General features: G+C 39.8%; 19 protein-coding genes. All 19 read left to right on the forward strand.

The window, feature by feature from the left end; translation table 11 throughout:
- The first annotated feature begins 31 nt into the window (after positions 1-31).
- The 19 genes from AXK38_03900 to AXK38_03990 all read left to right on the forward strand — a co-directional run bounded on the left by AXK38_03900 (position 32) and on the right by AXK38_03990 (position 19331).
- Positions 32-709 (forward strand): methyltransferase, encoded by a 678-nt coding sequence (locus AXK38_03900; GenBank protein AMH89626.1) that lies wholly within the window; start codon positions 32-34, stop codon positions 707-709.
- 66 nt (positions 710-775) lie between these two features.
- Positions 776-1714, forward strand: a complete 939-nt coding sequence (locus AXK38_03905) for a foldase (GenBank protein ID AMH88445.1) — start codon at positions 776-778, stop codon at positions 1712-1714.
- 162 nt (positions 1715-1876) lie between these two features.
- On the forward strand, positions 1877-3100 hold the full coding sequence (locus tag AXK38_03910) for a cell division protein FtsW (protein AMH88446.1): 1224 nt from the start codon (positions 1877-1879) through the stop codon (positions 3098-3100).
- A gap of 24 nt (positions 3101-3124) precedes the next feature.
- On the forward strand, positions 3125-5821 hold the full coding sequence (locus AXK38_03915; GenBank protein AMH88447.1) for a phosphoenolpyruvate carboxylase: 2697 nt from the start codon (positions 3125-3127) through the stop codon (positions 5819-5821).
- Positions 5822-6246: 425 nt separating this feature from the next.
- Positions 6247-7242, forward strand: coding sequence for a peptide ABC transporter substrate-binding protein (locus AXK38_03920; protein ID AMH88448.1), 996 nt, complete (start codon positions 6247-6249; stop codon positions 7240-7242).
- Positions 7243-7317: 75 nt separating this feature from the next.
- Positions 7318-8184 carry a branched-chain amino acid ABC transporter permease gene (locus AXK38_03925; GenBank protein AMH89627.1) on the forward strand — a complete coding sequence of 289 codons (867 nt, stop codon included), beginning with the start codon at positions 7318-7320 and terminating at the stop codon, positions 8182-8184.
- Positions 8181-8939: a phosphonate ABC transporter ATP-binding protein gene (locus AXK38_03930; protein AMH88449.1), complete on the forward strand. Its 759-nt coding sequence runs from the start codon at positions 8181-8183 to the stop codon at positions 8937-8939. The genes AXK38_03925 and AXK38_03930 overlap by 4 nt, the downstream gene beginning before the upstream one ends.
- 196 nt (positions 8940-9135) lie before the next feature.
- On the forward strand, positions 9136-10896 hold the full coding sequence (locus tag AXK38_03935; protein AMH88450.1) for a DNA primase: 1761 nt from the start codon (positions 9136-9138) through the stop codon (positions 10894-10896).
- A gap of 2 nt (positions 10897-10898) precedes the next feature.
- Positions 10899-12008, forward strand: a complete 1110-nt coding sequence (locus AXK38_03940) for an RNA polymerase subunit sigma (protein AMH88451.1) — start codon at positions 10899-10901, stop codon at positions 12006-12008.
- Between the two features lie 14 nt (positions 12009-12022).
- On the forward strand, positions 12023-12352 hold the full coding sequence (locus tag AXK38_03945; protein ID AMH88452.1) for an aromatic ring hydroxylase: 330 nt from the start codon (positions 12023-12025) through the stop codon (positions 12350-12352).
- Positions 12353-12467: 115 nt separating this feature from the next.
- Positions 12468-13511 (forward strand): glycosyltransferase, encoded by a 1044-nt coding sequence (locus AXK38_03950; GenBank protein AMH88453.1) that lies wholly within the window; start codon positions 12468-12470, stop codon positions 13509-13511.
- A 15-nt stretch (positions 13512-13526) separates the two neighbouring features.
- The gene (locus tag AXK38_03955) at positions 13527-14852 is read left to right on the forward strand and encodes a 1,2-diacylglycerol 3-glucosyltransferase (protein ID AMH88454.1); all 1326 of its coding nucleotides are present in this window, start codon (positions 13527-13529) and stop codon (positions 14850-14852) included.
- Between the two features lie 29 nt (positions 14853-14881).
- Positions 14882-15058 carry a PspC family transcriptional regulator gene (locus AXK38_03960; protein ID AMH89628.1) on the forward strand — a complete coding sequence of 59 codons (177 nt, stop codon included), beginning with the start codon at positions 14882-14884 and terminating at the stop codon, positions 15056-15058.
- Between the two features lie 58 nt (positions 15059-15116).
- Positions 15117-15251, forward strand: coding sequence for a hypothetical protein (locus AXK38_03965; protein ID AMH88455.1), 135 nt, complete (start codon positions 15117-15119; stop codon positions 15249-15251).
- A 63-nt stretch (positions 15252-15314) separates the two neighbouring features.
- Positions 15315-16625 carry a GTPase ObgE gene (gene obgE, locus AXK38_03970; GenBank protein AMH88456.1) on the forward strand — a complete coding sequence of 437 codons (1311 nt, stop codon included), beginning with the start codon at positions 15315-15317 and terminating at the stop codon, positions 16623-16625.
- Between the two features lie 9 nt (positions 16626-16634).
- The gene (locus AXK38_03975) at positions 16635-16790 is read left to right on the forward strand and encodes a hypothetical protein (GenBank protein AMH88457.1); all 156 of its coding nucleotides are present in this window, start codon (positions 16635-16637) and stop codon (positions 16788-16790) included.
- 411 nt (positions 16791-17201) lie between these two features.
- Positions 17202-17843: an amino acid ABC transporter permease gene (locus tag AXK38_03980; protein AMH88458.1), complete on the forward strand. Its 642-nt coding sequence runs from the start codon at positions 17202-17204 to the stop codon at positions 17841-17843.
- 9 nt (positions 17844-17852) lie between these two features.
- Positions 17853-18482 carry an amino acid ABC transporter ATP-binding protein gene (locus AXK38_03985; protein ID AMH88459.1) on the forward strand — a complete coding sequence of 210 codons (630 nt, stop codon included), beginning with the start codon at positions 17853-17855 and terminating at the stop codon, positions 18480-18482.
- 9 nt (positions 18483-18491) lie between these two features.
- On the forward strand, positions 18492-19331 hold the full coding sequence (locus AXK38_03990) for a glutamine ABC transporter substrate-binding protein (GenBank protein AMH88460.1): 840 nt from the start codon (positions 18492-18494) through the stop codon (positions 19329-19331).
- Positions 19332-19379: the final 48 nt, after the last annotated feature.

Genomic DNA, 19379 nt, shown 5'->3' on the forward strand with positions numbered 1-19379 from the left:
TGAATCGTATAGTAAAAATGCTAACCATAATATGCGTCGTCCTGTTGTTAAGGAAGAAATTGTAGACTTGATGCGCCAGCGTCAAAAGCAAGTCACAGGTTCTTTGAAAGAATTGGAAGATTTTGCCCGCAAGGAAAATATTCCCATTATTCCTCATGAAACGGTTGCTTACTTCCGTTTTCTTATGGAAACCATACAACCTAAAAACATTCTGGAAATTGGGACGGCTATCGGTTTTTCAGCTCTTTTAATGGCGGAACATGCACCAAATGCCAAGATTACAACCATTGACCGCAATCCAGAAATGATTGGTTTTGCCAAGGAAAATTTTGTTCAGTTTGACAGTCGCAAGCAAATCACGCTTTTAGAAGGAGATGCGGTAAATGTCTTATCTACACTGACAGAGTCCTATGATTTCGTCTTTATGGATTCAGCCAAGTCTAAATACATCGTCTTTCTGCCAGAAATCCTCAAACATTTGGAAGTTGGAGGTGTGGTTGTTTTGGATGACATTTTCCAAGGTGGTGATGTTGCCAAGGATATTATGGAAGTCCGTCGTGGCCAGCGAACTATTTATCGAGGCCTTCAAAGACTGTTTGACGCAACTTTAGATAATCCAGGACTCACCGCAACATTAGTCCCTCTGGGAGACGGTATTCTCATGCTTCGTAAAAATCTAGCAGATGTTCAATTGCCTGACAGCGAATGATTTTCAGAATAATTTAAGAAAATATAGTAAAATAGATAGGGTAACACTTATCTCAAAGGAGTAGACATGAAGAAAAAATTATTGGCAGGTGCCATTACACTATTATCAGTAGCAACTTTAGCAGCTTGTTCGAAAGGTTCAGAAGGAGCAGACCTTATCAGCATGAAAGGGGATGTCATCACAGAACATCAGTTTTATGAGCAAGTGAAGAGCAATCCTTCAGCTCAACAAGTGTTGTTGAACTTGACCATCCAAAAAGTATTTGAGAAACAATATGGTTCGGAAGTAGATGACAAAGAAGTCAACGATACTATTGCCGAAGAAGAAAAACAATATGGTGAGAACTACCAACGTGTTTTGTCACAAGCAGGCATGACTCTTGAAACACGTAAAGCTCAAATTCGTACAAGTAAATTGGTTGAGTTGGCAGTTAAGAAGGCAGCAGAGGCTGAATTGACAGATGATGCTTATAAGAAAGCCTTTGATGAATATACTCCAGATGTAACGGCTCAAATCATTCGTCTTGATAATGAGGATAAAGCGAAAGAAGTCCTCGAAAAAGCTAAGGCAAGTGGGGCAGATTTCGCTCAATTAGCAAAAGATAACTCAACTGATGAAAAAACCAAAGCAAACGGTGGAGAAATCACCTTTGACTCTGCTTCGACAGAAGTACCAGAACAAGTTAAGAAAGCAGCTTTCGCTTTAGATGTAAACGGTGTTTCTGATGTGATTACAGCCGCTGGTACACAAGCCTATAGCAGCCAATATTACATTGTAAAACTCACTAAGAAAACAGAAAAATCATCTAATCTTGATGACTACAAAGAAAAATTAAAAACTGTTATCTTGACTCAAAAACAAAATGATTCAACATTTGTTCAAAGCATTATCGGAAAAGAATTACAAGCAGCTAATATCAAGGTTAAAGACCAAGCCTTCCAAAATATCTTCACTCAATATATCGGTGGTGGAGATTCAAGCTCAAGTAGTTCATCAAAAGAATAAAAACAGAAAAGGGCCAAGTGCTCTTTTTCTTATGACAAAAATAGTCTATCTGATGGATAAGAGTTTTTTTCTTTCGGAAAAAATGGTATAATAGCAATCAAAACTAGAAAACAAACGGAATTTGGGAAGCAATTGTGTTGTTCTCATTAGAGTGGTGATACTATGAAGATTAGTAAAAGGCACCTATTAAATTATTCTATTCTAGTTCCTTACTTACTTTTATCTATTTTGGGCTTGATTGTGGTTTATTCGACAACCAGTGCTATTTTAATTCAAGAAGGCCAAAGTGCACTGCAATTGGTCCGAAGTCAGGGACTGTTTTGGATATTTAGTTTGATACTGATTGCCTTGATATACAAATTGAAACTGAATTTTTTAAGAAACGAACGTCTTTTATTTATCGTTATGTTCGTTGAGCTGATTCTATTAGCTATGGCTCGGATAATTGGTACGCCAGTCAATGGAGCCTATGGTTGGATTTCAGTAGGACCTTTGACCATTCAGCCAGCCGAATATTTGAAAATTATTATTATTTGGTATTTAGCAAACAGATTTTCCAAACAACAAGAGGATATAGCTGTTTATGATTTCCAAGTTTTAACACAAAATCAGTGGCTTCCTCGTGCGTTTAATGACTGGCGCTTTGTCCTCTTGGTATTGATTGGGAGCCTTGCTATTTTCCCAGATTTGGGGAATGCTTCTATCTTAGCTTTGGTTGCCTTGATTATGTATACAATTAGCGGAATCGCTTATAGATGGTTTCTTGCTTTTTTTGGAATTTTAGTCGGAATTTCTGCCCTATCCTTATCATTTATTTCTTTTATAGGGGTTGATAAGTTTTCAAAAGTTCCAGTATTTGGTTATGTTGCCAAGCGTTTCAGCGCCTATTTTAACCCTTTTGCCGATTTGGCAGGAGCAGGCCACCAACTTGCAAATTCCTACTTTGCCATGGTAAATGGTGGTTGGTTTGGTCTAGGTTTAGGAAATTCAATTGAAAAACGTGGCTATTTACCAGAGGCCCATACAGATTTTGTATTTTCAATTGTCATTGAAGAATTTGGCTTTGTGGGAGCCAGCTTGATTTTGTCACTTGTCTTTTTCCTTATTTTACGAATTATCCTGGTGGGAATTCGTGCTAAGAATCCCTTTAATTCTATGATGGCGATTGGAGTTGGGGGGATGATGTTGGTACAGGTCTTTGTTAATATCGGTGGAATTTCTGGTATTATTCCTTCAACAGGAGTTACCTTCCCCTTCTTATCGCAAGGAGGAAACAGTCTCCTAGTCTTATCTGTAGCCATCGCCTTTGTCTTAAATATTGATGCAAGTGAAAAGCGTGCTCAATTGTATGAGGAGTTAGAAGCTCACTCATCAAACTATATGTAGAGCTGATAGTGGAAAGGATTACCTATGTCTCTTCAAAAATTAGAAAACTATAGTAATAAAGCTGTCGTGCAAGAAGAAGTATTGATTTTAACAGAATTGTTAGAAGATATCACTAAAAACATGCTTGCCCCAGAGACTTTTGAAAAAATCATGCAGTTGAAAGAATTGTCAACTCAGGAAGATTATCAAGGCTTGAACCAATTGGTTACTAGCCTGACAAATGATGAAATGGCTTATATTTCACGCTATTTCTCTATCTTGCCTCTCTTGATTAATATTTCAGAAGACGTGGATTTGGCCTATGAAATCAACCACCAAAATAATATAGATCAAGATTATCTTGGTAAATTGTCAGCAACAATCAAAATGGTTGCAGAAAAAGAAAATGCGGTTGAAATTCTAGAACACTTGAATGTTGTCCCTGTTTTGACTGCCCATCCAACACAAGTACAACGTAAGAGTATGTTGGATTTGACCAACCATATCCATACCCTTTTGCGTAAGTATCGTGATGTAAAATTAGGCTTGATTAACAAGGAAAAATGGCATAATGATCTCCGTCGTTACATTGAGATTATCATGCAGACAGACATGATTCGTGAAAAGAAATTGAAAGTTACCAATGAAATCACGAATGTTATGGAATACTACAATAGTTCATTTCTGAAAGCTGTTCCTCATTTGACTGCTGAGTACAAGCGCCTGGCTAAAAAACATGGCTTGGAGTTGAAACATCCTAAACCAATTACCATGGGAATGTGGATTGGTGGAGACCGTGATGGGAATCCCTTTGTTACAGCAGATACATTGAAACAATCTGCCATGACACAGTGTGAAGTCATCATGAACTACTATGATGAAAAGATTTATCAGCTCTATCGTGAGTTCTCTCTCTCAACAAGTATTGTCAATGTCAGCAAGCAAGTCAGAGAAATGGCTTGTCAATCTAAGGATAATTCGATTTACCGCGAAAAAGAGCTGTATCGTCGTGCCCTGTTTGATATTCAATCAAAAATTCAAGCAACAAAAGCCTATCTGATTGAGGATAAGGAAATTGGGGCTCGCTATGAAACAGCCAATGATTTTTATAAGGACTTAATTACTATCCGTGATTCCCTCTTGGAAAACAAGGGTGAGGCACTAATTTCTGGTGATTTTGTTGAGTTAATTCAAGCAGTTGAAATTTTTGGTTTCTATTTGGCATCCATCGACATGCGTCAAGATTCAAGTGTTCATGAGGCCTGCGTAGCTGAACTTTTGAAATCAGCAGGAATTCATTCGCGTTATAGCGAACTAAGTGAAGAAGAAAAATGCCAGCTTCTCTTGAAAGAATTGGAGGAAGATCCACGTATTCTTTCTGCCACTCATGTTGAAAAATCAGAGTTACTTGAAAAAGAATTAGCAATCTTTAAGGCTGCTCGTAATTTGAAAGATAAGTTGGGTGATGATGTCATTCGTCAGACCATCATTTCACATGCAACCAGCGTATCAGACATGCTGGAATTGGCTATCTTGCTAAAAGAAGTAGGGCTAGTTGATAAAGAAAGAGCCCGTGTCCAAATCGTTCCTCTCTTTGAGACAATTGAGGACTTGGATCACTCAGAAGAAACTATGAGAGAATACCTTTCTCTTCCTCTTGCTAAGAAATGGATTGCTTCGCGCAATAACTACCAAGAAATCATGCTTGGCTACTCTGATAGTAATAAAGATGGTGGTTACCTTTCATCATGTTGGACTCTCTACAAGGCTCAACAACAATTGACTGCTATTGGAGATGAATTTGGCGTTAAGGTTACCTTCTTCCATGGCCGTGGTGGTACTGTTGGTCGTGGTGGTGGACCAACTTATGAAGCTATCACATCTCAACCGCTCAAGTCTATCAAGGATCGTATCCGTTTGACGGAGCAGGGTGAAGTAATTGGCAATAAATACGGTAATAAAGATGCTGCTTACTATAACCTTGAAATGTTGGTTTCTGCAGCCATTAACCGTATGATTACGCAGAAGAAGAGCGACACCAATACATCCAATCGCTATGAAGCTATTATGGATCAAGTAGTGAACCGTAGTTACGATATCTACCGTGATTTGGTCTTTGGTAATGATCATTTCTATGACTATTTCTTTGAGTCAAGTCCAATCAAGGCTATTTCAAGCTTTAATATTGGTTCTCGTCCAGCCGCTCGTAAGACCATTACTGAAATCGGTGGTTTGCGTGCTATCCCTTGGGTCTTCTCATGGTCACAAAGCCGTGTCATGTTCCCTGGCTGGTATGGTGTCGGATCAAGCTTCAAGGAATTTATCGATAAAAATCCAGAGAATATCGCTATTCTACGAGATATGTACCAAAATTGGCCTTTCTTCCAGTCACTTCTTTCAAATGTTGACATGGTCTTGTCAAAATCAAATATGAACATTGCTTTTGAATATGCCAAACTTTGCGAAGATGATCAAGTAAAAGCAATCTATGAGATTATTTTAAATGAATGGCAAGTTACCAAGGAAGTCATCTTGGCTATCGAAGGTTACGATGAACTCTTGGCTGAAAATCCATATCTAAAAGCAAGTTTGGATTACCGTATGCCTTACTTTAATATCCTTAACTATATCCAGTTGGAGTTGATTAAACGTCAACGCCGAGGAGAATTATCAAGCGACCAAGAAAAATTAATCCATACAACCATCAACGGAATTGCGACAGGATTGCGTAATTCAGGTTGATACCTATCAAGCTTCCTCTTTTCCACAGGGGAAGTTTTTGAATATTTCAAAAAAATACTCAAAGAGTCTTGACAAGTAATTGAAAAATGATATAATTTAAACATTCAGAAAAGTAATCATACAAACTTTTTAGAGAGTCTGTGGTAGCTGAAAACAGATAAGTGGTGATGATGAAAATTGGGCTGGATGTTATTTAGAATTTGAAATCATAAAAATTCGGTGAGCACACCTTATAGTGCATCTCGTAATTGCGAGACAGAGCGATAGGGAAATTCCCTATAATTGAGGTGGTACCGCGCATCGACGTCCTCACACAAGTTTTTGTGTGAGGACTTTTTTGATGGAGGTTAGTATGGAAAGAAAACGATGGCGTCGCTTGTTCAGATAAGTGAAGTAGTTTAAAGGAATTAAAAAGGAGAAATAGAATGAAAAATAAACGTTTAATTGGAATTATCGCTGCATTAGCAGTCTTAGTAGCAGGAAGCTTGATTTACTCTTCAATGAATAAACCAGAAGCTAAGAATGAGAAGACAGTTGCCAAAGTTGGTGTCCTCCAGTTTGTAAGCCATCCGTCTCTTGACTTGATTTATAAAGGGATTCAAGACGGACTTGCAGAAGAAGGCTATAAAGATGATCAGTTGAAAATTGACTTTATGAACTCAGAAGGTGATCAAAGTAAGGTTGCGACAATGAGTAAACAGTTGGTTGCAAACGGCAATGACTTGGTTGTCGGTATTGCAACACCAGCTGCTCAAGGATTGGCTAGTGCAACAAAAGACCTACCAGTTATCATGGCCGCGATTACAGACCCAATTGGTGCTAACTTGGTTAAAGATTTGAAAAAACCAGGTGGCAACATCACAGGAGTATCTGACCACAATCCAGCTCAACAACAAGTTGAACTCATCAAGGCTCTAACACCAAATGTGAAAACAATAGGAGCTCTTTACTCAAGTAGTGAAGACAATTCAAAAACACAGGTCGAAGAATTTAAGGCTTATGCTGAAAAAGCAGGTTTGACAGTAGAAACATTTGCAGTTCCTTCAACAAATGAAATTGCTTCAACACTTAACGTTATGACTAGCAAGGTCGATGCTATCTGGGTTCCAATTGATAACACCATTGCTTCAGCCTTCTCAACTGTTGTATCAAGCAACCAATCAGCTAAAAAACCAATTTACCCAAGCGCAACTGCCATGGTAGAAGCAGGTGGTTTGGCATCCGTTGTAGTTGACCAACATGATCTTGGTGTGGCAACTGGTAAAATGATTGCGCAAGTTTTGAAAGGTGCAAAACCAGCTGATACACCAGTCAATGTCTTTTCAACTGGTAAGTCAGTAATCAATAAAAAATTGGCACAAGAACTAGGTATTACTATTCCTGAATCTGTTCTAAAAGAAGCAGGACAAGTGATTGAATAATCTACAATGGAGGAGTTGGGGACATCTCCTCCAATTTTTTACAATAGAAATCATATAGAAAAGGTTAAGAAACAGATGATATTATCTATTATTTCTCAAGGATTTGTCTGGGCTATTTTAGGTCTGGGAATCTTTATGACATTTAGGATTTTAAACTTTCCAGATATGACGACAGAAGGTTCCTTCCCTCTTGGGGGAGCTGTTGCTGTCACTCTGATAACCAAAGGTGTAAATCCCTTTTTAGCGACACTTGTTGCTGTAGGAGCAGGTTGTTTGGCTGGAATGGCAGCAGGGCTTCTTTATACAAAAGGGAAGATTCCGACTTTACTTTCAGGGATTTTGGTGATGACTTCTTGTCACTCTATCATGCTCTTGATTATGGGACGTGCGAATTTAGGACTGCTTGGAACTAAGCAAATCCAGGATGTCTTACCTTTTGATTCAGACTTGAACCAACTCTTGATAGGTCTTATCTTTGTCAGTCTTGTCATTGCTCTCATGCTCTTTTTCTTGGACACCAAACTCGGACAAGCCTATATTGCTACAGGTGACAATCCTGATATGGCTAGAAGTTTCGGAATTCATACTGGGCGCATGGAGCTCATGGGCTTGGTCTTATCCAATGGTGTGATTGCCCTTGCAGGAGCTCTTATTGCCCAGCAAGAAGGCTATGCCGATGTATCTCGAGGAATCGGGGTTATCGTTGTGGGACTTGCAAGTTTGATTATTGGAGAAGTTATTTTCAAGAGTCTGAGTTTGGCAGAGCGTCTGCTTGCCATCGTTGTGGGTTCTATCGCCTATCAATTCTTAGTGTGGGCTGTCATCGCGCTTGGCTTTAATACAAGTTACCTTCGTTTATACAGTGCCTTGATTTTGGCAGTCTGCCTCATGATTCCAACATTTAAGCAAACAATCTTGAAAGGAGCCAAGTTAAGCAAATGACAGCAATTGTAGAATTAAAAAATGCAACCAAAGTTGTTAAAAATGGCTTTGATGAAGAAAAGATTATTTTAAATGATGTTTCTTTAGAAATTTTTGAACAGGATTTTATCACGATTTTAGGTGGAAATGGTGCTGGGAAATCGACCCTCTTTAACACCATTGCAGGAACCTTATCACTAACCAGTGGAACTATCCGTATTTTAGGTGAAGATGTTACCAAGTTTTCACCAGAGAAGAGAGCCAAGTATTTGTCTCGAGTCTTCCAAGATCCAAAGATGGGAACAGCTCCTCGTATGACGGTTGCTGAAAATCTCCTGATTGCAAAGTTTCGTGGTGAAAAGCGTGGATTGTTACCACGACGCTTGAATAGCTATAAGGATGAATTTCAGGCAACCATTGAAAAAGTAGGAAACGGTCTTGAGAAACACTTGAATACACCGATTGAGTTCTTATCAGGTGGCCAAAGACAGGCTTTGAGTCTCTTGATGGCAACCTTGAAGCGACCTGAATTACTCCTATTAGATGAGCATACTGCAGCCCTTGATCCAAAGACAAGTGTCGCTCTCATGGAGTTGACAGATGACTTTGTCAAGAAAGATCAGCTGACAGCACTTATGATTACTCACCATATGGAGGACGCGTTGAAGTACGGAAATCGTCTGATTGTCATGAAAGAAGGACGGATTATCCAAGATTTTACCCAAGAAGAAAAAGCAAAAATGAAAATCTCAGACTACTATCAATTATTTGAATAGATAAACTTTATTTTCATCAAAAAATAGAGAAGAAAAACTTAGAAGCGTTAAAGTGTTTCTGAGTTTTTTTAACTTTCTTTTCTATCTAGAAAAATAAGGCAAAGATAATTACGGAAAGCGTATGAAATGGTTTACTTTTTTTCTGAAATAAAGTATACTATATAAAGGAAACTATGATAACATGGAGGTATTGTGTATGGTTGACAAACAAGTCATTGAAGAAATCAAAAACAATGCCAACATTGTGGAAGTCATAGGAGATGTGATTTCTTTACAAAAGGCAGGACGGAACTATCTAGGGCTCTGTCCTTTTCATGGTGAAAAAACACCTTCTTTCAACGTTGTAGAGGATAAGCAGTTTTATCACTGTTTTGGTTGTGGTCGCTCAGGTGATGTCTTTAAATTCATCGAGGAGTACCAAGGGGTTCCCTTTATGGAGGCTGTCCAAATCTTAGGTCAGCGTGTTGGAATTGAGGTTGAAAAACCGCTTTATAGTGAGCAGAGGCCAGCCTCGCCTCACCAAGCTCTTTATGATATGCATGAAGATGCTGCCAAATTTTATCATGCTATTCTCATGACAACGACCATGGGGGAAGAGGCCAGAAACTACCTCTATCAGCGTGGTTTGACAGATGAAGTGCTCAAGCATTTTCGGATTGGTTTAGCACCTCCAGAACGAAACTATCTCTATCAGCGTTTGTCTGGTCAGTATCGTGAAGAGGATTTCCTGGATTCAGGGCTATTTTATCTCTCGGATGCCAATCAATTTGTAGACACCTTTCACAATCGCATTATGTTTCCCCTGACAAATGATCAGGGAAAGGTTATTGCCTTCTCAGGTCGTATCTGGCAGAAAACGGATTCACAAACTTCTAAGTATAAAAATAGCAGATCGACTGCAATTTTTAACAAAAGTTACGAATTATATCATATGGATAGGGCAAAAAAATCTTCTGGTAAAGCCAGTGAGATTTACCTCATGGAAGGGTTCATGGATGTCATTGCAGCCTATCGGGCTGGAATCGAAAATGCTGTGGCGTCTATGGGAACGGCCTTGAGTCATGAGCATGTTGAGCATCTGAAAAGGTTAACCAAGAAGTTAGTTCTGGTATACGATGGCGATAAGGCTGGACAAGCTGCGACATTGAAAGCCTTGGATGAAATTGGCGATATGCCTGTGCAAATCGTCAGTATGCCTGATAACTTGGATCCAGATGAGTATCTACAAAAAAATGGCCCAGAAGACTTGGCCTATCTATTAACGAAAACTCGTATTAGTCCCATTGAGTTCTACATTCACCATTATAAGCCTGAAAACAGTGAAAATCTGCAGGCTCAGATTGAGTTTATTGAAAAAATAACTCCCTTGATTGTTCAAGAAAAGTCTATCACTGCTCAAAATAGCTATATTCATATTTTAGCTGACAGTCTGGCGTCCTTTGATTATGCTCAGATTGAGCAGATTGTTAATGAGAGTCGACAGGCACAAAGACAGAATCGCATGGAAGGGATTTCCAGGCCGACGCCAATCACCATGCCTGTCACCAAGCAGTTATCGGCTATTATGAGGGCAGAAGCCCATCTACTTTATAGAATGATGGAATCCCCTCTTGTTTTGAATGATTACCGTTTGCGAGACGACTTTGCATTTGACACACCTGAATTTCAGCTCTTATATGATTTGCTTGGTCAGTATGGCAATCTTCCTCCAGAAGTTTTAGCAGAACAGACAGAGGAAGTTGAAAGAGCTTGGTATCAAGTCTTAGCTCAGGATTTACCTGCTGAGATGTCACCGCAGGAACTTAGTGAAGTAGAAATGACTCGAAACAAGGCTCTCTTGAATCAGGACAATATGAGAATCAAAAAGAAGGTGCAGGAAGCTAGCCATGTAGGAGATACCGACACAGCCTTAGAAGAATTGGAACGTTTAATTTCACAAAAGAGAAGAATGGAGTAACAATGGCAACAAAACAAAAAGAAGTAACAACATTTGACGTGCAAGTAGCAGAATTTATCCGTAATCATAAGCAAAAAGGGACAGCAACAGATGATGAAATCAATGCTAGTCTGGTGATTCCTTTTACCTTGGATGCTGATGGGATTGAAGATCTCTTGCAACGGATTCAGGATGCAGGGATTTCTATCACAGATAATGAAGGAAACCCAAGTGCGCGTGTTCTTAGCACTGAAGAAGAGCCAGAACTTAGCGATGAGGATTTGATTGGTTCAACTTCTGCTAAGGTCAATGACCCTGTCCGTATGTACTTGAAAGAAATCGGGGTCGTTCCTCTCTTGACCAATGAAGAGGAGAAAGAATTGGCACTGGCTGTTGAAGCTGGCGATATCGAAGCTAAACAACGCCTTGCGGAAGCCAACCTTCGTTTGGTTGTTTCCATCGCCAAACGCTATGTTGGCCGTGGTATGCAGTTCCTTGATTTGATTCAAGAAGGAAATATGGGCTTGATGAAGGCGGTTGACAAGTTTGACTATTCTAAAGGGTTCAAGTTCTCAACTTATGCAACTTGGTGGATTCGTCAGGCTATCACTCGTGCTATTGCGGATCAAGCTCGTACTATCCGTATCCCAGTCCACATGGTTGAAACCATTAATAAATTGGTTCGTGAACAGCGGAATCTCCTTCAAGAATTGGGACAAGATCCAACACCAGAGCAAATCGCTGAACGTATGGATATGACTCCTGACAAGGTACGTGAAATCTTGAAGATTGCCCAAGAACCAGTATCTCTTGAAACTCCAATCGGTGAAGAGGATGATAGCCACCTTGGGGACTTTATCGAAGATGAAGTGATTGAAAATCCAGTGGACTATACAACTCGTATTGTCTTGCGTGAGCAGTTGGATGAGGTCTTGGATACTCTTACAGACCGTGAAGAAAATGTTTTGCGTCTTCGTTTTGGGTTAGATGATGGTAAAATGCGTACCCTTGAAGATGTGGGTAAAGTCTTTAACGTGACTCGCGAGCGTATCCGTCAGATTGAAGCCAAGGCTTTGAGAAAACTACGTCAACCAAGTCGCAGCAAACCGCTTCGTGATTTTATTGAAGACTAAGAGTGAGGATAAACATGGCTTATACAGAAGAGCAAATTGAAAACATCAAAACACGAATTTTATCAGCCTTGGAAGAGGTTATTGACCCTGAGTTGGGAATCGATATTGTCAATCTTGGTTTGATCTATGAGATTCGTTTTGACGGTGATACAGGGCAAACAGAGATTGATATGACTTTGACAACTATGGGTTGTCCCCTAGCTGACCTTTTGACAGACCAGATTTATGATGCCATGACAGAGGTGCCAGAAGTAACGGATACTGAGGTCAAATTAGTCTGGTATCCAGCCTGGACCGTTGAAAAAATGAGTCGCTATGCCCGTATTGCCCTAGGCATTAAGTAAACATATAAAAGCATGTGAGAGACCGTTGGAAAAGCGAGGAAATTTACTCCTCTTTTCCTCTAGTCTCTCCTTTCTTTTGCTGATTTTATTCAAAGAAAATGATATAATAGTAGTTATGGAAAAAAAGAAATTACGCATCAATATGTTGAGTTCAAGTGAGAAAGTAGCAGGACAAGGAGTTTCAGGTGCCTACCGTGAATTGATTCGTCTTCTTCACCGTGATGCCAAGGACCAATTGATTGTTACAGAAAATCTTCCAATCGAGGCAGATGTGACTCACTTTCATACAATTGATTTCCCCTATTATTTATCAACATTCCAAAAGAAACGCTCAGGGAGAAAAATTGGCTATGTGCATTTTTTGCCTGATACACTTGAGGGGAGTTTGAAGATTCCATTTTTCTTAAAGGGAATTGTTAAACGTTATGTATTTTCTTTTTACAACCGGATGGAGCACTTAGTTGTGGTCAATCCTATGTTTATTGAGGATTTGGTGGCAGCTGGTATTCCACGTGAAAAAGTGACCTATATTCCTAATTTTGTCAACAAGGAAAAATGGCATCCTCTATCACAAGAAGAGATAGTCAGACTGCGAACAGAGCTAGGTCTTAGTGACAATCAGTTTATCGTAGTAGGTGCTGGTCAAGTTCAGAAACGCAAAGGAATTGATGATTTTATCCGTTTGGCTGAGGAATTGCCTCAGATTACCTTTATCTGGGCTGGTGGTTTCTCTTTTGGTGGTATGACAGATGGGTATGAACGCTATAAGAAAATGATGGATAATCCCCCTAAAAATTTGATGTTTCCAGGTATTGTATCGCCAGAGCGTATGCGCGAATTGTATGCCCTAGCGGATCTTTTCTTGTTACCTAGTTACAATGAGCTCTTTCCTATGACTATCCTAGAAGCTGCCAGTTGTGAAGCTCCTATTATGTTGCGTGATTTGGATCTCTATAAGGTGATTTTAGAGGGAAATTATAGGGCGACAGCAGATAGAGAAGAGATGAAAGAAGCTATTCTGGAATATCAAGCGAATCCTGCTGCCTTAAAAGATTTGAAAGAAAAAGCTAAGAATATTTCTAGAGAGTATTCTGAAGAGCATCTGTTGCAAATCTGGTTGGACTTTTATGAGAAACAAGCCGCTTTAGGGAGAAAGTAAAAAGTGAGGTAATCTATGCGAATTGGTTTATTTACAGATACCTATTTTCCTCAGGTTTCTGGTGTTGCGACCAGTATTCGAACTCTGAAAACAGAACTTGAAAAGCAGGGGCATGTTGTTTTTATCTTTACGACGACGGATAAGGATGTCAATCGCTATGAAGATTGGCAAATTATCCGCATTCCAAGTGTTCCTTTTTTTGCTTTTAAAGACCGTCGTTTTGCCTATCGAGGTTTCAGCAAGGCGCTTGAAATTGCTAAACAGTATCAACTGGATGTTATCCATACTCAGACAGAATTTTCTCTTGGCTTGTTGGGGATTTGGATTGCGCGTGAATTGGAAATTCCCGTCATTCATACCTATCACACCCAGTATGAAGACTATGTCCATTATATTGCCAAGGGGTTTCTGATTCGTCCGAGTATGGTCAAGTATCTGGTCAGAGGTTTCCTGCACGATGTGGATGGGGTTGTTTGCCCTAGTGAGATTGTTCGTGACTTGCTAGCTGACTATAAGGTCAAGATTGAAAAACGCGTCATTCCGACTGGGATTGAATTAGCCAAGTTTGAGCGTCCAGAAATTAAGCAGGAAAATTTGAAAGAACTGCGTAGTAAACTAGGGATTCAAGATGACGAACAGATGTTGCTGAGTCTTTCTAGAATTTCCTATGAAAAAAATATTCAAGCAGTATTGGCAGCCTTTGCAGAAGTTCTGAAAGAAGAAGACAAGGTCAAATTGGTGGTAGCGGGTGATGGTCCTTATCTGGATGACCTCAAAGAGCAAGCCCAGAAACTAGAGATTCAAGACTCCGTTATCTTTACAGGGATGATTGCTCCTAGTGAGACGGCTCTTTACTATAAGGCGGCAGATTTCTTCATCTCGGCATCGACAAGTGAAACGCAGGGTTTGACATACTTGGAAAGCTTAGCTAGTGGAACGCCTGTCATTGCTCACGGAAATCCTTATCTGGACAATCTTATCAGTGATAAAATGTTTGGAACCTTGTATTACGGTGAACATGATTTGGCTGGAGCTATTTTAGAGGCTCTAATTGCAACGCCAGATATGAATGAGCATACCTTATCAGAAAAACTATACGAGATTTCTGCTGAGAACTTTGGAAAACGGGTGCATGAATTTTATCTGGATGCCATTATTTCAAATAATTTCGAGAAAGATTTAGCCAAAGATGACACGGTCAGTCAGCGTATTTTTAAAACAGTTTTGTATCTACCGCAACAGGTGGTTGCTGTACCCGTAAAAGGCTCTAGACGGATGCTAAAGGCATCAAAAACACAGCTGATTAGCATGAGAGATTATTGGAAAGACCGTGAAGAATAGAAAGAGGAAAAGCTATGAAAAAACAATTAATGAGAAGTGGTCGTGATAAAAAGATTGCTGGTGTTTGTGCCGGGGTGGCCTATTATCTAGATATGGATCCGACTATTGTTCGAGTTATTTGGGGTGTCCTTGCTTGCTGTTACGGAGCTGGAATTGTAGCTTATATCATTTTATGGATTATTGCACCAGTAGCAAGTGACTATTGAAAACTAGCTCAATTCATGCTAAGATAATAGAAAATAGAATGTAACGAAGGAGATAAAAATGGCATTTGGAGATAATGGAAAACGTAAAAAAACTATGTTTGAGAAATTAACCTTGCTTATCGTGCTTATCATGTTAGTAGCAAGTATTTTGGGAATTTTTGCAACTGCAATTGGTGCCCTCAGTAATCTATAAAATAGATTCAAGAAAATTTTGTGACTGGGATTTCCCAGCCCTTTTTTAAAGTGAGAAGAAAAAATGAGTATGTTTTTAGATACAGCCAAGATCAAGGTCAAGGCTGGTAATGGTGGTGATGGCATGGTTGCCTTTCGCCGTGAAAAATATGTCCCTAATGGCGGTCCTTGGGGTGGTGATGGTGGTCGTGGAGGAAATGTGGTCTTCGTTGTAGACGAAGGTTTGCGTACCTTGATGGATTTCCGCTACAATCGTCATTTCAAGGCTGATTCTGGTGAAAAAGGAATGACCAAAGGGATGCATGGTCGTGGTGCAGAGGATCTTAGAGTTCGAGTACCACAAGGTACAACTGTTCGTGATGCAGAGACTGGCAAGATCTTGACAGATTTGATTGAACACGGTCAAGAATTTATTGTAGCCCACGGTGGTCGCGGTGGTCGTGGAAATATTCGCTTTGCGACACCAAAAAATCCTGCACCTGAAATCTCTGAAAATGGGGAACCAGGTCAGGAACGTGAGTTACAATTGGAACTAAAAATCTTGGCAGATGTTGGTTTGGTAGGTTTCCCATCTGTTGGGAAATCAACACTTTTAAGTGTTATTACCTCAGCTAAACCTAAAATTGGTGCCTACCACTTTACCACTATTGTGCCAAATTTAGGTATGGTTCGTACCCAATCAGGTGAATCCTTTGCAGTAGCTGATTTACCAGGTTTGATTGAAGGTGCTAGTCAAGGTGTTGGTTTGGGAACCCAGTTCCTCCGTCACATCGAGCGTACACGTGTCATACTTCACATCATTGATATGTCAGCTAGCGAAGGACGTGATCCTTATGAGGATTATCTTGCTATTAACAAGGAGTTGGAGTCATACAATCTTCGTCTCATGGAGCGTCCACAGATTATCGTAGCCAATAAGATGGATATGCCTGAGAGTCAGGAAAATCTTGCAGAATTTAAGAAAAAATTAGCTGAAAACTACGATGAATTTGAAGAGTTGCCAGCCATTTTCCCAATATCTGGTTTAACCAAGCAAGGGCTGGCAACGCTTTTGGATGCGACAGCTGAATTGTTAGATAAGACACCAGAATTCTTGCTCTACGACGAGTCAGATATGGAGGAAGAAGCTTACTACGGCTTTGACGAGGAAGAAAAAGCCTTTGAAATTAGCCGTGATGACGATGCGACATGGGTACTGTCTGGTGAAAAACTCATGAAACTCTTTAATATGACTAACTTTGATCGTGATGAATCTGTCATGAAATTTGCTCGTCAGCTTCGTGGTATGGGGGTTGATGAAGCCCTTCGTGCGCGTGGTGCTAAGGATGGGGACTTGGTCCGCATTGGTAAATTTGAGTTTGAATTTGTAGACTAGGAGACTGGCATGGGAGATAAACCGATATCTTTCCGAGATGCGGATGGTAATTTTGTTTCCGCCGCAGATGTTTGGAATGAAAAGAAATTGGAAGAACTATTTAATCGTCTCAATCCAAATCGTGCCCTGAGATTGGCACGAACTAAAAAAGACAATCCATCTTAAATACGTAAGATAAAACTCCAATTATCAGTCAAGTTAACTGTAACAAATAGAAGATAAGATCAAGAAAGGGCAAAATTTGTCCTTTCTTTTTGTATGCTTATACTCTTCGAAAATTTCTTCAAACGATGTCAGCGTCGCCTTACCGTACTCAAGTACAGCTTGCGGCTAGCTTCCTAGTTTGCTTTTTGATTTTAATTGAGTATCAGTTATAGTAGAGTGGAATAGAATATGGACAAATAGATTAGGGAATTCAAATCAAATGTCTAACAAGGCTCTAGAAGTTATGTTATTCTATTCTAGATTCAAAAAACTACACTTTTTCTGTTAAAAAAAGAATTTTTTTACAAAAATGATTGGTTATTTAGTTTATTTATGCTATAATAGGAACAATTATTTTTAGGAGGTGCTAGTATGTCTTATTTGTTTGAGATATTACCGAGTTTATTGAGCGGTGCAAGCATGACTTTACAGGTGTTTGCACTGGTCTTGATTTTTTCTATTCCTTTGGGCGTTTTGATTGCCTTTGCCTTGCAAGTCCATTGGAAGCTCCTCCATCATCTGATTAACATTTATATCTGGATTATGCGGGGCACACCCTTGCTCTTACAATTGATCTTTATCTATTATGTGCTCCCGAGTATTGGGATTCGTTTGGATCGCCTTCCTGCGGCCATTATTGCCTTTGTTCTAAATTATGCGGCTTACTTTGCTGAAATCTTCCGTGGGGGAATTGATACCATTCCTAAAGGTCAATATGAAGCTGCTAAGGTTTTGAAGTTTAGTCCCTTTGACACAGTTCGCTATATTATATTACCTCAGGTAACCAAGATTGTTCTTCCTAGCGTGTTTAATGAAGTTATGAGTTTGGTCAAGGATACCTCTCTGGTCTATGCTCTAGGTATTTCTGACCTTATCTTGGCTAGTCGAACAGCTGCCAACCGTGATGCTAGCCTGGTTCCTATGTTCTTGGCAGGAGCCATTTACTTGATTTTGATTGGTATTGTGACCATTCTTGCCAAAAAAGTTGAGAAGAAGTATAGTTACTATAGATAGGAGGCAACCATGTTAGAATTACGAAATATCAATAAGGGATTTGGTGAAAAGCAAATTTTGTCCAATTTTAGTTTAAGAATTCCTGAAAAGCAAATCCTGGCTATCGTTGGGCCTTCTGGTGGAGGTAAGACAACTCTCTTACGTATGCTTGCGGGTCTTGAAACCATTGATTCAGGGCAAATCTTTTATAATGGAGAACCTTTAGAACTGGATGAATTGGAGAAGCGGAATTTACTGGGATTTGTATTCCAAGATTTTCAACTGTTCCCTCATTTATCAGTTTTAGATAATTTGACCTTATCACCTGTGAAGACTATGGGGATGAAGCAGGAAGAGGCTGAGAAGAAGGCGCGAGGGCTTTTGGAACAGTTAGGACTGGCTGGTCATGCAGACGCCTATCCCTTCTCACTATCTGGTGGGCAAAAGCAACGGGTGGCCTTGGCGCGTGCTATGATGATTGACCCAGAAATCATTGGCTACGATGAACCAACTTCTGCTCTGGATCCAGAATTGCGCTTGGAAGTGGAAAAACTGATCTTGCAAAATAGGGAACTTGGCATGACCCAGATTGTCGTTACCCACGATTTACAGTTCGCTGAAAATATCGCAGATCAGATTCTCAAGGTTGAGCCCAAGTAGGAGGTGCCAATGACTAATAAGAAAATTGCTTTAGTATTGGTTTCTCTCCTGACACTCTTTTTAACAGCTTGTACTCAGAAGGCTAGTGATCCAAAGCAGGATAACTGGGATAAATATCAAGAGCAGGGGACTATTACTATTGGTTTTGATAATACCTTCGTACCTATGGGATTTGAAGAAAAGAATGGACAGTATACAGGCTTTGATATTGACTTAGCACAAGCTGTCTCTGAAAAATTGGGTTTTAAGGTGCAATTTCAGCCAATTGACTGGGATATGAAGGAGACGGAACTGCAAAATGGAACCATAGACGCCATCTGGAATGGTTATTCTGCGACTGATGAACGCCGAGAGAAAGTTGTCTTTAGCATTCCTTATATGGAAAATCAGCAGGTTTTGGTTGCTAAGAAAAGCCAGCAGATTCATTCGGTAGAGGATATGAAGGATAAGACCTTGGGAGCGCAAGCCGGTTCATCTGGTTATCTTGACTTTGAGGCCCAGCCAGATTTACTGAAAAATCGTGTCAAAGACCAGAAGGCTAATCAGTACCAGAGTTTTAATGAGGCCTTGATTGATTTGAAAAATGACCGGATTGATGCTTTGTTGATTGACCGAGTGTATGCTAATTACTATCTCCAGTCTGAAGGTATATTAAGTGATTACAATGTTTTTTCAGCAGGATTTGAAAGTGAATCTTTTGCGGTCGGAGTTAGACCTGCTGACAAAAGATTACTACAAGCTTTAAACCAAGCTTTTGTTCAACTTTACCAAGAAGGGAAGTTCCAAGAAATCAGCCAAAAATGGTTTGGAGAAGATGTAGCAACCAAAGAAGTGAAAAGTAGAGATTGAGTGTTACCTCAGTCTCTTTTTGCATCGAAAAATCCCCTAGCAAGTACC

This window comes from Streptococcus mitis (genome assembly GCA_001560895.1).
Taxonomy (GTDB): Bacteria; Bacillota; Bacilli; order Lactobacillales; family Streptococcaceae; genus Streptococcus; species Streptococcus mitis_Q.

Bases quoted from the DNA above. Each gene is read 5' to 3' on its own strand.
- AXK38_03900 (AMH89626.1), top strand. From the start codon at position 32: ATGCGTCGTCCTGTTGTTAAGGAAGAAATTGTAGACTTGATGCGCCAG.
- AXK38_03905 (AMH88445.1), top strand. From the start codon at position 776: ATGAAGAAAAAATTATTGGCAGGTGCCATTACACTATTATCAGTAGCA.
- AXK38_03910 (AMH88446.1), top strand. From the start codon at position 1,877: ATGAAGATTAGTAAAAGGCACCTATTAAATTATTCTATTCTAGTTCCT.
- AXK38_03915 (AMH88447.1), top strand. From the start codon at position 3,125: ATGTCTCTTCAAAAATTAGAAAACTATAGTAATAAAGCTGTCGTGCAA.
- AXK38_03920 (AMH88448.1), top strand. From the start codon at position 6,247: ATGAAAAATAAACGTTTAATTGGAATTATCGCTGCATTAGCAGTCTTA.
- AXK38_03925 (AMH89627.1), top strand. From the start codon at position 7,318: ATGATATTATCTATTATTTCTCAAGGATTTGTCTGGGCTATTTTAGGT.
- AXK38_03930 (AMH88449.1), top strand. From the start codon at position 8,181: ATGACAGCAATTGTAGAATTAAAAAATGCAACCAAAGTTGTTAAAAAT.
- AXK38_03935 (AMH88450.1), top strand. From the start codon at position 9,136: ATGGTTGACAAACAAGTCATTGAAGAAATCAAAAACAATGCCAACATT.
- AXK38_03940 (AMH88451.1), top strand. From the start codon at position 10,899: ATGGCAACAAAACAAAAAGAAGTAACAACATTTGACGTGCAAGTAGCA.
- AXK38_03945 (AMH88452.1), top strand. From the start codon at position 12,023: ATGGCTTATACAGAAGAGCAAATTGAAAACATCAAAACACGAATTTTA.
- AXK38_03950 (AMH88453.1), top strand. From the start codon at position 12,468: ATGGAAAAAAAGAAATTACGCATCAATATGTTGAGTTCAAGTGAGAAA.
- AXK38_03955 (AMH88454.1), top strand. From the start codon at position 13,527: ATGCGAATTGGTTTATTTACAGATACCTATTTTCCTCAGGTTTCTGGT.
- AXK38_03960 (AMH89628.1), top strand. From the start codon at position 14,882: ATGAGAAGTGGTCGTGATAAAAAGATTGCTGGTGTTTGTGCCGGGGTG.
- AXK38_03965 (AMH88455.1), top strand. From the start codon at position 15,117: ATGGCATTTGGAGATAATGGAAAACGTAAAAAAACTATGTTTGAGAAA.
- obgE (AMH88456.1), top strand. From the start codon at position 15,315: ATGAGTATGTTTTTAGATACAGCCAAGATCAAGGTCAAGGCTGGTAAT.
- AXK38_03975 (AMH88457.1), top strand. From the start codon at position 16,635: ATGGGAGATAAACCGATATCTTTCCGAGATGCGGATGGTAATTTTGTT.
- AXK38_03980 (AMH88458.1), top strand. From the start codon at position 17,202: ATGTCTTATTTGTTTGAGATATTACCGAGTTTATTGAGCGGTGCAAGC.
- AXK38_03985 (AMH88459.1), top strand. From the start codon at position 17,853: ATGTTAGAATTACGAAATATCAATAAGGGATTTGGTGAAAAGCAAATT.
- AXK38_03990 (AMH88460.1), top strand. From the start codon at position 18,492: ATGACTAATAAGAAAATTGCTTTAGTATTGGTTTCTCTCCTGACACTC.